The 14,161-nt window shown below is 45.1% G+C and carries 10 protein-coding genes and 1 pseudogene; all 11 read left to right on the top strand.

Annotation, left to right across the window (positions count from 1 at the left end):
• Nucleotides 1–148 precede the first annotated feature (148 nt).
• The 11 genes and pseudogenes from MKX98_RS19020 to MKX98_RS18970 all read left to right on the top strand — a co-directional run bounded on the left by MKX98_RS19020 (nt 149) and on the right by MKX98_RS18970 (nt 14,057).
• Complete coding sequence (locus MKX98_RS19020) at nt 149–1,018, top strand: hypothetical protein (protein ID WP_194543142.1); 870 nt, start codon at nt 149–151, stop codon at nt 1,016–1,018.
• A gap of 61 nt (nt 1,019–1,079) precedes the next feature.
• A pseudogene (locus MKX98_RS19015) lies at nt 1,080–1,328 on the top strand (alpha/beta hydrolase); the annotation flags it as partial.
• 91 nt (nt 1,329–1,419) lie between these two features.
• Complete coding sequence (locus MKX98_RS19010; RefSeq protein ID WP_216532318.1) at nt 1,420–1,893, top strand: heme-binding protein; 474 nt, start codon at nt 1,420–1,422, stop codon at nt 1,891–1,893.
• A 205-nt stretch (nt 1,894–2,098) separates the two neighbouring features.
• Nucleotides 2,099–2,866 carry a DeoR/GlpR family DNA-binding transcription regulator gene (locus MKX98_RS19005; RefSeq protein WP_339217829.1) on the top strand — a complete coding sequence of 256 codons (768 nt, stop codon included), beginning with the start codon at nt 2,099–2,101 and terminating at the stop codon, nt 2,864–2,866.
• 17 nt (nt 2,867–2,883) lie between these two features.
• Nucleotides 2,884–4,035, top strand: a complete 1,152-nt coding sequence (gene nagA, locus MKX98_RS19000; RefSeq protein ID WP_339217827.1) for an N-acetylglucosamine-6-phosphate deacetylase — start codon at nt 2,884–2,886, stop codon at nt 4,033–4,035.
• Nucleotides 4,036–4,183: 148 nt separating this feature from the next.
• On the top strand, nt 4,184–4,888 hold the full coding sequence (locus tag MKX98_RS18995; protein WP_220684919.1) for a hypothetical protein: 705 nt from the start codon (nt 4,184–4,186) through the stop codon (nt 4,886–4,888).
• 11 nt (nt 4,889–4,899) lie between these two features.
• On the top strand, nt 4,900–5,577 hold the full coding sequence (locus MKX98_RS18990; RefSeq protein ID WP_339217824.1) for a CD3324 family protein: 678 nt from the start codon (nt 4,900–4,902) through the stop codon (nt 5,575–5,577).
• A 544-nt stretch (nt 5,578–6,121) separates the two neighbouring features.
• Entirely contained in the window at nt 6,122–8,620 is a 2,499-nt protein-coding gene (locus MKX98_RS18985; protein ID WP_339217822.1) for a helix-turn-helix domain-containing protein, read from the top strand.
• A 206-nt stretch (nt 8,621–8,826) separates the two neighbouring features.
• Complete coding sequence (locus MKX98_RS18980; RefSeq protein ID WP_194543137.1) at nt 8,827–10,068, top strand: PTS transporter subunit EIIC; 1,242 nt, start codon at nt 8,827–8,829, stop codon at nt 10,066–10,068.
• 19 nt (nt 10,069–10,087) lie between these two features.
• Nucleotides 10,088–12,364, top strand: a complete 2,277-nt coding sequence (locus MKX98_RS18975; protein ID WP_339217819.1) for a glycoside hydrolase family 3 C-terminal domain-containing protein — start codon at nt 10,088–10,090, stop codon at nt 12,362–12,364.
• 286 nt (nt 12,365–12,650) lie between these two features.
• A complete protein-coding gene (locus MKX98_RS18970; protein ID WP_339217817.1) occupies nt 12,651–14,057 on the top strand; it encodes a PQQ-binding-like beta-propeller repeat protein in 1,407 nt (468 codons plus the stop codon).
• Nucleotides 14,058–14,161 lie beyond the last annotated feature (104 nt).

Genomic DNA, 14,161 nt, shown 5'->3' with positions numbered 1-14,161 from the left:
AACTTTATAGACGAAAAGCATCATTTTTCCGGGAAGTTTGGTGAAATGGGTGTACGCTGCGTGTTGGATATAATACGATCAGACAAAGTGTTTTTAGCTCTTGAACACGAATGAACTCGAATCATACCGATATATGGAGGGAAACAACGTGAAATTATTAAGGACGATGATGATTATAATGGGGAGCTTCTTCTTGCTCGGCATAGGATGTACGGATCAGAAACAGGGAGTGACAACAAAGCTTGGACAATCCGAGCAAGTCGGCGACGATATACGCGTTCCGCACAATGAACGCCTTCATTTGTCCACCGACAAGAAATGGATCGAGCAAGAAGGACATCAGTCTGATCTGATTCGATTGCAATGGACGGCGGAAAGGGCCAAGCCGGCGATCGTCTGGATGGACGAGAATGGAAAGGACAAGACGGCGATCATTTCCCATGATAAGGCAAACAATCCGGAGCAGCAGGATCATAAGCATATCTCGTTCGAGACGACCATGTCCCCGACAGGTCAATACCCCAACCAGCTGTTTACCCGGTTAGAAATTCCATTCGACACCGATATAAGCGAGATCCGTACCCATTCATCCAATTTCAATGTAATGAGCGGTATTTTGCGGGTAGCCGGCGAAAGCGGGACGAACCGGGACATTCAGTTAAGTGCAGTCGGCAAGGATAATGAGACGACACCGAGGTGGGCCGTCCGGGCCGACAGTTTAGAGGAAGCGGGCGGCAATACGGGAGCCAACCTTCAGTTCGTACGATATGGAGATGACGGCGAAGTGCTCGATTCCCCGCTCACCATGCAGCGCAGCGACGGTAGTATCGGGATTGGCACGAGCGAACCCGACACCAAGCTCGATGTAAACGGGGATAAGCTGCGTCTTCGCGAAAAGCATACACCTGCTTCGTCCACTGCTGCCTGCAGCCAGGGACAGATCTCTTGGGACGATCAATATGTATATGTTTGCGTTGCTCAAAACAATTGGAAAAGGACCGAACTATCCTCCTGGTAGTTTCTACGCCGCCGATCTGTATCCAGATCAGCGGTTTTTTTGTGGTAGCTTTGTTCGAATTTCACAAAAGGTTTTGCTGCAGGAAGTCATAGAACATCCGTTGCCAGCGCTTGTAACGAAACTTGAATTATCGTGCTACTTTATCATGGGCGATTATGACTATATGACGTCCTCTCATGCAGCAAAAGAATTTTTCGATAAGCTTGAAGCCAAACAGAAGGAGTTTATCGCGTTTGATCAATCTGCGCATTATCCGCAATTTGAAGAGAAGGAAAAGCTTTTTGAATGGGTGTCCGAGACATTTCTTTAGCATGCATTCCGCAAGTACTGATATTGGGCAATTCACCTATATAGGCAATGGCAATATAATGTAGTATTTCTTTTAAGTAAAGGGGGCTACCATGTACAAACTCACTTTAACTGCGGCTAAGAAGTTATTGGAAACTGCTGAACATCAGGCTCGACAAATGGGTCTGAATTCTGATGTAGCGATCGTTGATGAAGGGGGGAACCTCATTGCCTTTCATCGAATGGACAATGCCAGAATAGCAGGTATCGATATTGCCATCGGCAAAGCTTGGACCAGCGTAGCGATGCAAATGCCGACAGCGAATTTAGCGCAATCCGCGCTTCCTGGCGGGGCTACATTTGGCATTAACACGACGAATCAGGGGAGAATCGTTATCCTTGGCGGAGGAATCCCTTTGGTTCATGAAGGAAGGGTCGTCGGTGGTATTGGCGTTAGTGGAGGAACAAGCGCACAAGATATTGACGTTGCCAATGCAGCAGTACAAGCGTTTGAAAGTATGAGATGTAATAATATTCAATATGCAAACGCACGGATTGGCACGGTACAACAGTCGTTTACTTATTAAAGGCTCTCCTGCTACGATTGTAAGGGCAGGCTGCTTCTTTGCAAGAAGCGGCCTGCCTGTTTCTATCAAATCGTGAATATAGGCTCACGATTTGATGATCGGAATAGAAAATTCAAAGTGGCTTACATATACTTATTGATTGTAAATATTTACTTATATATACTTAAAAATAAGATGTAAATGCTTAGGCAAGGAGGGATTGGACGTGTTCCAAGAGGAACGATTAGTAAAAATTCTGGATTACTTAAAACAACATAAAACGATGAGTGTAGGAGAGATATGCTCGTTCTTTCAAGTGTCGCGGGATACCGCGCGCAGGGACATTGTCAGGTTAGTTCAAGAAGGAGTAGTTGTTCGAACGCACGGAGGGGTAGCCTTGCCTGAACTGCAAAAGGAACTGACTTCTTACCAGGAACGGCTTATAGATGAGCCGACGAGCAAGAACGTGATCGGCGAGCATGGCGCTAAACTGATTCGGGACCACGAAACGGTCTTCTTGGACGTATCTACGACCGTACAATTCGTTGCGGAACATATTCAAGCGAAACAGATAACAGCGGTTACGCATTCCATCGATAATGTAGGGATACTCTCCAAACGAGAAGATCTGAGCATCTACGTGCTCGGCGGTTATCTGCATACCCATAATCGATTATTATACGGTCCTTCCGTCATCGATAAAATCGGTGAAATCCGTGCCGACAAGGCGTTCATCGGCGCGACGGCAATCCAGCCAGACGGACTCTATTATCCATATGAAGAAGATGTTCGGGTGAAAAGGGAAATGGCTCGGCGCTCAGATCAGGTCATACTTGTTGCGGATCATACCAAATTCGCGGTGAAATCGAGGTTCAAGTTAGACTTTGATCATGTGGATATTATTGTAACCGATCAATCGATTCCCGTTGACATCCAAGAAATATTAGATCAGAAAAATATTACGCTTATAGAATGTCAAACTCATAACCAATAGGAAGGAGCCTTGTAGTAATGAATAACAAAATCATTCGACATGTCAAAGTCCACCTACCTCATCAAATACTTCCTTCTGCAACGGTCTGGATTTCAAACGGAAAGCTGAAGAGAATAGAACCGTCGCAAGTACTTGATAAAATCGAAAGTGATGCTGAACTGATTGATGGGAACGGAATGTGGCTCATACCAGGAATGATCGATGTTCATATTCATGGGGCCAATGGCTATGACATGATGGATGGAACCGAGGACAGCATTCAAGAAGTATCACGCGCTTGCGCGGCAACCGGATGCACCTCGTTTCTGGCGACTTCTGTGAGTTCGACGATAGAGGACCTGCTGAACATGATTCGCAGTGTCAAATCTGTAATCGGACGAGAACAAGGGGCAAGGATCGCCGGCATTCATCTGGAAGGACCCTATTTGAATCCGAAGCGTAAAGGGATGCAAAATGAGAAATATCTTCGCCACCCGAATCTGGAAGAAATGAAGTGCATTTTTCAGGAAGCGGGATCGCTCATTAAAATGGTAACGATCGCACCCGAATTGCCTGGAGGCTTGGAGCTCATATCCTATCTGAAAGAGCAGGGTGTTGTAATTGCCGCGGCTCATTCCGATGCCACATACGAGGAAGCGAAGCTGGCTTTTGCAGCCGGTGCGAGTCATGTAACCCATTGTTTTAACGGCATGAGACCGATTCACCATCGAGATCCCGGACTGATTGTAGCCGCGTTCGAAGAACCGCATGTAAGCCTGCAAGCGATTGTTGATCAAGTCCATCTACATCCAGCCATCGTCAGATTAATGCATCGTCTCAAAGGGCCCGAAGGCATGGTGCTTATTACCGATGCGCTTCAGGCGATGGGATTAGGCGATGGTAATTACATATTTGGTGGTCATCACGTCACCGTATCCGAGGGGATTGCAAGGCTTGCGGATGGTACATTAGCATCGAGTACCGTGACTATGAATGAAGCGTTACGTCTGACCGAAGCTAACGGAATTTCAATGGAGGATGCCGTGCACATGGCTTCAACAACGCCGGCCCGTATTCTAGGTTTATCTCACAAAGGAAAAATCGAGGTAGGATACGATGCGGATCTCGTGCTGATGGATGAAAGGTATCAAGTGCAATGGACGATGATTGAGGGTAAACTTTTTTGTTAGTATTTGAAGTGATCACAAGGGGCGGGTGTAAAGTTGACTAAACCTATTCGTTACCTATATCCGATACATGGCCAATGTTATCATTACCCCATATCAGGTGCGCAGCTGATGTGTGTATAACAATTGTTGGTGTAAAGGAGATACGAGCATGAGTAAAGACAGTAAAATCAAGTCCCTGCTTTCGGATCAGGTAAACATGACACCCAATGGATTTGTCGCTGATGAAATAAGCCCCGATCAGTTTGCAGATTGTTACGAGTTGTTTTTTGACAAAGTCTTGGAAATTAGTGCATCGGACATAGCGGGAGTAGAAGGCTATGGTGAGTTCAACGAGGATTGTAAAACGGAGTATAGTACCTGCAGGCAATTTCTAATCGACACATTTGCAGAAGATAAAGAAGGATATTGGTTTAATTGGAAGGAACTCTATGATACAACGATTTTAGACCGTGACTTTGTCGAAAAATACTGGATGGAAATGGACGCCAGAATTGATTATTGCGAAGGAAAACGTTATTTGGTAAACAATAACACGTTTTTTGAAATCATGATCACAGATGGAAAAACGACGGTTGGTTTCCCAGATTGGAGCAGATCGGGAATATGCGATTTCCTTTTAGATTTTGCCATTATGGACTTAAATAAGCCTTACTTGCACATACCTGAATTGTTATTCGAGTATTGCAAAAAAAGGAACATTGTCATACCGGATTTTAAAGAAAGATTTTTATGCATGGCTTATTATAAGGGAATCGATGTTTTGCGGTGGCACGCATCAATCGATGATATTGAATCTTGCAATTCTATTATGAAATCTATCGGTCAACTGAAGGATCGAATATACGCCTTATAAAGGGTGATCCTATGAATTATGAAAATGCCAGCGATATCATACCTGAGAAGTTATTGAAAGAAATTCAGAAATACGCTGCAGGAAAACTTCTTTATATCCCTACTGGAGAGGAAAAAAGGGGCTGGGGGGAGAAGTCGGGTTACCGAAATCAATTACAGAGGCGTAACATTATGATTCGCAACAAGTATGCCAATGGAGTAACGGTTTCGGAACTTGCGGACGAGTACTTTTTATCTTTGGATTCCATAAAGAAAATCATTTATTCGAAGAAAGATGACCGACAATTCACTTATGCTCCAACTGTGCGATCCGCTGTACAGTATGCGAATATCGGAATGCTCGAAGAATGGATTTATTGTTATATGCTCCATACCCAAAATGCAGTTCCTGATTTACATGATTTTATGAGTAAAGAGTGTTTGTACTTCGGTGTAGTTAAGTTTCCCTTGCGTCTCATCGAACTTGATGGAAGCATGCCTGGGAATGACGGTACCGATGAAGATCCACCGCTTCTTATTCAGTATAAAGAAGGCAAATTTTATTGCATTGAACAGAAGAACGTATTAGCTGCACTAAAACAACGCAAAGTAAATGCTTATCCAACCATAATTCTACTGAAAGAAACATCGGATTATAAAAGGTTTATGAGATACTATGAAAACGTTTTGTTTTATATTAATCATGCATGACTTTGCTGGGCTAACAGCGAGTGGAGGAAGGATTCATACGAACAGCATCATACCACAGACAGTGGGGTGCCCCAGGTCAATGGATCTCTTGGGGCACCCTTTTTTTGCAATGAAAAACTTCAATAGTATTTCTGTGGTTTTGGAATAGGTGTAACAGGATGAGAAGAAGTCACCATTGTGTTATCAGAAGAAGGGGCTGGAACAGAGGGGTTCGTCTCATTTAAGGAAGAGGCTGAAGAAGTATAAGTGGCTGCTGCTAATGACACTGCCGGGAATCGTCTACTTGTTCATCAACAACTATGTCCCGATGTACGGTGTGATTCTAGCATTTAAAAACTTCTCCGCAGGCATTTTTTTTACAATGCAACGAATCTAGTACTGGATATCCTGTTTTCTAATGTATGTAAAAGTCGTAAACTATACATGCTATAATGATAAGCTTCTATAATTTAAGAACATACTTGTAATCTATGAGTCACTTTATAATGCATTCGATATGTTGAATCAGGATATATCGTTTGCAGTTCATTTGAAATGAGGGCAAATGATGCGTTACCTATATGAATTTATCGAGCACCAAGAGGATATGCCTTTTAAGCTGTTTGTCAACAGCGTGAAGCAGGTTCCATTTCACTGGCATAAAGAGGTGGAGATTGTCTATGTGCTCCAAGGTTCGGTTATCATGCATCTTGATCAGAAGGAGTATACCCTGCATCAGGACGACGTCATTGTGGTGAACAGCATGTCGATCCATAAGTTTGAGCAGAATAACCATGACAATATATTATTAACGCTTCAGTTTGGCCCGGAGTGGCTGCATAATAACGTTTTTATTTCTTGTAATTCAGCGACTGAGGCTGAGCCGATTGGCTTCCGATTTGACACGATTAAGCAAGAGCTTGCCAAGATGGTATGGGAAATGAACAAGAAGTCTCCAGGCTATCGAAGCTTTACCGTGGGAAGGTTGCATACATTATGTGGTCATTTATTGCGATATTTTGCGGAAGGAATCAACCCGGAAGCTGAAGATGGCGGCAAGAGCTATGACTATAAAAGGTTGAATCGGGTTCTTACCTATATCGATCAAAATTACAAAGAGAAGATAACGCTGCAGACGATGGCCGAACAGGAGCACTTAAGTTTGCATTATTTTTCTCACTTTTTCACCGATAAAATCGGTATTCCTTTCCAAAAGTATTTAACGCTGATCCGTTTGGAGAAAGCCCAGTCGGAGTTATCGGGAACTGAGAAGAGCATTACCGAAATTGCCATGGATTGCGGTTTTGCGAACGTGAAGTTATTCAATAAGTACTTTAAAGAAAAGTACGGCTGCACACCAGGATCGTATCGTGAAGCCGCTGCCTCGCTTCAGGATAAGCCTAATCGAAAACCGCTTACATATGAAGAGTCCTCGAGTGGTGACTATTATGAATTAGATACGATCAATGCGATGGGGGCGTTATATCGATATCTGGAAGAGAAGTCGGTTCAGGAACAGGATAGGGCAAACCCGTTAACGGCGGTTGTTACGGATCATGTGCAAATTCAGATTCAGCCGGGAATGTCGTCAGCAGGGTACAAAAAGCACTGGAACGTTACCACAACAGCGGGCAGGGCAATTGAAGGACTGCGCGATGACTGGCGTCGGCAGCTCACCGAGCTTAAAGGACGAATTCCTCTTGAATACATACGTTTCCATGGCATCTTTAATGATGAGATGATGGTATATAACGAAGAGGATGACGGTACTCCCATCTATAACTGGGCATATGTTGACAAGCTGTATGACTTTCTTATTGGGCTGGGCATCAGGCCGTTCGTGGAGCTTGGTTTCATGCCGACCCTGCTTAGCCGTTCCAACGAAACGGTATTCTGGTGGAAAGGGAATATTTCCCCTCCAGCCGATCAGGCAAAATGGGAGGCGCTTGTTCGTGCGTTCGTTCGGCATTGCTTAAATCGCTATGGGGCTCGGGAAGTAAAACAATGGTACTTTGAAGTCTGGAATGAACCGGATTTATCAGGCGTTTGCTGGGCAGGTAGCAAAGAGGAATACTTCTCTTTTTATGAATCTACCGTTCGAGTGATCAAGTCGGTCCTTCCCGAACTAAAAACAGGAGGCCCTGCTTTAGGTTATGGTTCGATATGGAACGACAGCTGGGCCGAGGAATTTATGGCATATTGCAATAAACGTCAGGTGCCCCTCGACTTCTTTTCCTTTCATATCTATTCGGAATATCCTCAGCTTAAAGCAGAGCAGAACATATTAACGAAGATGATGCCGCCAACCTTTTATAAGGAGAGTATCCGTCGATTGCAGGACAAAATGGCGCTTGCGTCTTTCCGCGATATGGAGCTGCATATTACCGAATGGAACTTTTCGCTCTATGACCGGCATCTGCTGCACGATACCATGTTTATGGCCCCGTTTGTGATGTATCATGCGATGAATACATTGGGAGACGTAAAGGCCATGGCTTTCTGGTGTTTTACGGATGTGTTTGAGGAAAGTCTTGTTCCCTCCTCTCCGTTTTACGGAGGTTTTGGTTTAATGAATCGGGATGGCCTTAAGAAGCCGAGCTATTACGCCTTTGAGCTTCTTCAGAGGCTGGGTGAAGAGATCACCGTTAAGGGTGATGATTATGTGGGCACTCAGAATCAAGATGGGAGCATGCAGCTTCTGCTGTATCATTACGTCCATATGGATCATATGTTTTCAAGCGGGGACTGGTCGGAGATGTCCAATCTTAACCGTTACGGCGTGTTCGAAGAGAAGGGAAGCAAGGTGTTCCAAGTCAACATTCCTCATCTTTCAGGAGCCTATAAATGCACAACTTATCAGATGGACCGGGAACATGGCTCCGTTTTTGACGAGTGGGTTCGCATGGGGGCACCCGAAATCTTGACGGAGGAGGAACTTGCGTATCTTCGCGGAAGAAGCGGCCCGGTCATCCGGACAGAGATATTAGAGAATCAGGGGTGGTATAAAGAGCTCATTCTTCCACCTCATGGTGTCCTATTGCTCACTTTAGAGAAACAGTTTTAAACACTAGAACCTTCAAGAACACCACCGCTCTATAAGAGAGGGGTGTTTTTTGCTGTCCATTCCAGGCAGCTTCGATTTGCCGGCTCCCAAGACGAGAAATGAACAAAAAACGACCATAGACGAGGCAATTTACAACGAGTAAGCGTTAACAATTGAATCTATACTATAGCTATGTCCACAACAGAAACACAGGAGGGAATACACAGATGAAGCGTTTCATGAAATGGATGACGGAATCCTTTGCGCCAAGATTGGATGCGATTACAAATAACATTTGGATAGCATCGATTCAAGAAGCCATTATGGTTGCCATCCCGATGATCTTTATTGGTTCCATTATTACTTTGATTTCAATTTTGCAAGACTTCATTCCTGGAATGCCGGATTTAACGCCAATTACAACATTCAGCTTCGGTCTTCTCGGTTTGTTTATTGCATTTCTAACGCCGTATACGGTTATGGAGAAAAAGGAGAGACACAAGATCAAGCTGCTGGCGGGAATGACCGGCATATCCTTATTCCTCATGCTGCTTAATCCCGTCGTAAACGAGGACGGAACCGTTCAGTTCGTTCTTGAGCGTTTCGGTCCTGCGGGCATGGTAACGGCACTTATTGTCGGCGTGTTCATCGCCGTCATCATGAATGTCTGCGGTAAGTTCTCATTCTTTAAAAAAGGGTCTTCCATGCCAGAGTTTATTATGGATTGGTTTGACTTCCTAGTTCCGATTGCCGTGATTATGGGTTTAGGCTGGGTTCTTGTGTATCAGCTCCATTTTGATATCTTTGGACTGATTGTGAGCGTATTTGAGCCTATTAATGCAATGGGGCAAAGCTTGTTCGGGTTTGTTCTGTTCAACTTTATTGGAGTTGTGCTGTACTCCTTCGGAGTCAGCCCATGGGTTCTAATGCCCATCTGGTATGCCATATGGATTCCGGCAATTGAAGAAAATGCCGCATTGGTGGCGCAGGGACTGGATCCCGTCAACATAAATACCTTTGAAACTTTCTTCTCCGGATGGCTTGGAATCGGAGGGATGGGTGCAACCTTACCGCTTGTGATCTGGTTCCTGTTTGCCAGATCCAAGAAACTGAAAACCATTGGTAAAGCAACTTTGATACCTTCTCTATTTAATATTAACGAGCCTGTAGTGTATGGAGCGCCAGTTGCTTTCAATCCGCTGTTGATGGTGCCTATGTGGATCAATGCTCTTATTACACCCATCATCGTCTACTTAGCTCTTGATATGGGGTTTGCACAAATTCCGAGTAAAATCTTTCAGCTGTGGTATACGCCGATCGGTGTATCGACTTACCTCATGTCCGGATTCAATGGACTTATTCTGCTCGCCGTTGTCCTGCTGATTGTGTTCGCCGTATGGTTTCCGTTTTTTAAACTGTACGATGCGCAGGAATTGAAGAAAGAGCGGGAGTTACAAGAAGAAGCTTGATATGAAAGGATGAATACAAATGAAGGCATCGATTAATGAATTGATAAAGGAAATGTCACTTACTGAGAAAGCATCCCTCTGTGCGGGATTAAATATGTGGATGACCAAGGGGATCGAGAGACTCGACATTCCGCCGGTTCATATGTATGACGGAACGAATGGGATCCGCAAAACGAACAGTGACGATGAAATGGGGATTACGACAGAGAATGTTCCGGCAACTTGTTATCCCACGGGCGCAGCTATCGGTTCTTCGTGGAATACGGAACTGCTGCACGAAGTCGGGGAAGCACTTGGCAATGAATCCAAAGAGATGGGCGTAGAATTGCTGCTCGGCCCAGGAATCAACATGAAACGGACTCCGCTTGGGGGAAGAAATTTCGAATATTACTCCGAAGATCCTTGCCTGACAGGGGAACTGGGCGCTGCTTTCATCAATGGCCTCCAGAGCAAAGGCGTCGGGGCGTCACTTAAACACTTTGCTTGCAACAACCAGGAATTCGAGAAAATGGTGACGAGTTCAGAAGTAGACGAACGGACGCTGCGCGAAATTTATTTAAGCGCCTTTGAACGAATTATTAAGAAATCGGATCCCTGGACCGTCATGTGCTCCTATAATTTGCTCAATGGCTCGTATACCAGCGAGAATGAACACCTATTGCATGATATCTTGAGAGAAGAATGGGGATACGAGGGGGTTGTCATCTCAGACTGGACTGCCGTGAATGATCGGATTCGTGGACTGAAAGCAGGACTTGATCTCGAAATGCCGGGACCTGCCGGTTATAACACGAAAGCGATTATCAAAGCCGTTGAGAGCGGAGCTCTTGCAGAAGAGCAGCTCAATAAAAGCGTTGCCCGTATTCTAAAACTCGTAGAACGTGTAACGGGTATGGAGGAAGCTGTTCCGGCATCCGATATGGAGTACCACAATCTTGCGAGAAAAGCTGCAGCAGAAAGCATTGTGCTTCTTAAGAATGAGAATGGCATCCTTCCGATTCATGCGGAGTCAACCCATTCCATTGCGGTTATCGGTCGTTTTGCCAAAAAACCTAGAATTCAAGGAGCCGGCAGCGCAAAAGTAACGCCTACACGCGTTGATATTCCATTTGAAGAAATGAAGGCGTTGGCTGGAGCTTCCGTTGAGTTGAGTTATGCTGAGGGTTACCCTGAAGATGACTCCGTCCATGAGGAAATGATCAAGGAAAGTGTCGCATTGGCTGCAAAATCTGATGTCGCAGTCATATTCGTTGGCCAGCCTGAATACGCAGAATCCGAGATGCGTGATTTGAAGGGCATTGATTTGCCGGAACAGCAGATCCTGCTTATTCAAGCGATTGCAGCCGTACAACCGAAGTGCATTGTGGTGACCAGCAGTGGAACAGCCTTGGCGATGCGTCCTTGGGTTCAGCATGTTCCCGCTGTCATTCACTCATGGCTTTCCGGACAAGGCATGGGCAAAGCGATTGCTGAAATCTTGTTTGGACAGGTGAGTCCCTCCGGTAAATTGTCCGAGACGTTTCCGGTTAAGCTTTCAGACAATCCTTCACATATGAGGATTCGCGGTGAAAACGGCAAGCTGTATTATCGTGAAGGGCTGTTCATCGGCTATCGATACTACGATCGAAAGGAACTCGCTCCGCAGTTTCCGTTTGGCCATGGCTTATCCTACACTTCGTTTGCCTATAAGGATATGAAGACAACTCAAACGGAGACAGGGATCACGGTCTCTTTCTGGCTGGAGAATATCGGGAACCGAACAGGGAAAGAGGTCGTTCAGCTTTACGTGCATGACGAAGAATGCACCTGGACGCGTCCGGAGAAAGAATTGAAGGCATTTTCTAAAATCGAGTTGGCTCCTGGGGAGAAACAACAGATCGTCTTTGAACTTGAAGAGAGAGACTTTGCCTATTACAATACCAAATATAACCGCTGGGTAGCGGAGAGCGGTTATTTCCAAATTGCACTTGGCAGCTCTTCTCGCGATATAAGAATTACCGAGCGATTGTATTGTGATTTTGGGAAGGAAGAAGTATCATTTCATAAATTCAGCCTGATTAGCGATTGGATTAGCGATCCGATTGCGAAATCGGTACTGGAAGAATGTCTGGACGAGATGAACCAGCATGTCGTAGAAAAGATTTATCTCAATGATGAATTCGTCGGATTTTGGGAAGATGGCCCACTCATTAAAATATTGCAAATGTATGGCCAAACTTGGTTGGGTGACCGGTCACCTGATGAGATCATTGAAGAACTTATAAGAAGAGTTTATGAGCGACGCGTTAACATGTAAGACAATATAATATCCCTCATAAAAGCTTGGGATCCTGTTCAGGATCCCAAGCTTTTTTAGTATTCAAAATGGCGTAGTCACCATAATTAGGACTTGTATTACAAAATGCTAGAAACAAGCTTCGATGGTAGCGGCTGGGGAGAATATGCCATCCATCCCGACAAACTCCTTGCGAAGCTCGTTTTAGATCATTAAAGATTATTTAGAGCTCGCTTGGAACTTTATCCCTTCTTTGAGCGTTATATTGGTCGTAAGCAAGAAGCCATAACAAATGGGAGGGGAATTCATGCTTAACATCAAGAAGAAACAATCAAGTATAAGCCTCAAAGCTCGATTACGACGGCGTCTCATTGCAAGCATCGCTGCAGGCATACTTACTGTCCAGGGCGTATTGGTAGTACCACCTTCGCAAGTGAATGCAGAAACGGCCGATGTTTCGGTACGCAACTGGCATTATTCATCAACAATCGAGGTACCCGAACTGAAGCCTTCCTGGACGGTAAAGGTGGACAATTATCTGAATATGGGCGAGAACGATGTTTCAGGTCACCAGGCAATTGCTGAAGAGGGGAAGGTATTTGCATTCGCGGGAAACAAACTCATCGTCATGGATGCGAGCACAGGCAAGCGGTTGTGGAGCTACGGTAAAGACCTGAAACCTTATATTGTTTATGATAATGGCGTTATTTACGGCCTATCGGCAGGTCAGAAGCCATACGCGCTGAATGCAAAGACAGGAAAATTGAAATGGCAGTCGAACACATCCATCTTTATGGATGCGCACCTGCGAACGGAAGCGCTGGTGCCGACTAATGATACGCTCTATGCAATCAAAGGGAGCGCAACTTTCGCTTTTGATAAGGCAACAGGAAAGCTGCGATGGAAAATGAATGAGCCGTCAGGAGAAGGAAACGGCACGGATTACCTTCAGGAGGCGGATGGAGTCATCCTTCGGACGTTCTATGTACAAGGAGCACTAACATCCATTCAACTGAATGCTTATGACAAAAAGACGGGCAAGAAGTTATGGGACCATTTTGGTCAGGGAGAAGCGCTTCATATCAAAGACAATCTCGTGTATTCGGTTGACTATTATTCTCCATTGCTGGCTGATTATCAGTCGCTTCCGGACCGCAAATGGATCGTAAATGTATATAATCTTAAGACAGGCGTAAAGAAGAGCAGCCGAGAGTATAGCTGGAAGATGACGGGGGAGCCGCCATATGAGTACGGCGGGGGCGGCTTATTTATGAACCAAGGGAAGTTATACATGGATCAGGGCAATAAGGTGGCCGAATACAAATTTGACACCTATAAGAAAGGTGAGGTTCCTCTGCGAACTTTTCCTCGCCCTTATGGGGGCGACTGGGAGTTGATCGGACTGGTTCAGGAACGGCTGATTTTCAATAACAGATCGACTGGTGAGCTGGCCGGTACCAAACTTGCAAATGGTCAACGGATCGGATGGAACGGCGATGCACCTGCTGCGCAGATTGATGTGTATGGGAAAGGATTATACCGGGCACAGCGTAACGGTACACTACTCGGCATCAACTTGATGACATCCCGGCCAGTCTTTAAAGTAACGACTGGATCAGATTTACACGAGTCGACCCTAAAGACGAACGGTATGATCATCATCCAAGCAGAGGGGAAGCTCCTCGGAGTAAAGGTACCGGCATCGTTGAAATAAAGGAATAGCTTGTGTGCTACTAGAATCATAACAAAATCCCACCGACGAGTCTGGATGGGATTTTGTTATTTCGGGTTTGATTATATTAGGGTGAATGTCTTCTA

Source organism: Paenibacillus sp. FSL W7-1332 (assembly GCF_037969785.1).
GTDB lineage: Bacteria > Bacillota > Bacilli > Paenibacillales > Paenibacillaceae > Paenibacillus_AQ.
This window is presented reverse-complemented; position numbering and strand designations above follow the sequence as displayed.

Bases quoted from the DNA above. Each gene is read 5' to 3' on its own strand.
- MKX98_RS19010 (WP_216532318.1), top strand. From the start codon at position 1,420: ATGTACAAACTCACTTTAACTGCGGCTAAGAAGTTATTGGAAACTGCT.
- nagA (WP_339217827.1), top strand. From the start codon at position 2,884: ATGAATAACAAAATCATTCGACATGTCAAAGTCCACCTACCTCATCAA.
- MKX98_RS18995 (WP_220684919.1), top strand. From the start codon at position 4,184: ATGAGTAAAGACAGTAAAATCAAGTCCCTGCTTTCGGATCAGGTAAAC.
- MKX98_RS18990 (WP_339217824.1), top strand. From the start codon at position 4,900: ATGAATTATGAAAATGCCAGCGATATCATACCTGAGAAGTTATTGAAA.
- MKX98_RS18985 (WP_339217822.1), top strand. From the start codon at position 6,122: ATGATGCGTTACCTATATGAATTTATCGAGCACCAAGAGGATATGCCT.
- MKX98_RS18980 (WP_194543137.1), top strand. From the start codon at position 8,827: ATGAAGCGTTTCATGAAATGGATGACGGAATCCTTTGCGCCAAGATTG.
- MKX98_RS18975 (WP_339217819.1), top strand. From the start codon at position 10,088: ATGAAGGCATCGATTAATGAATTGATAAAGGAAATGTCACTTACTGAG.
- MKX98_RS18970 (WP_339217817.1), top strand. From the start codon at position 12,651: ATGCTTAACATCAAGAAGAAACAATCAAGTATAAGCCTCAAAGCTCGA.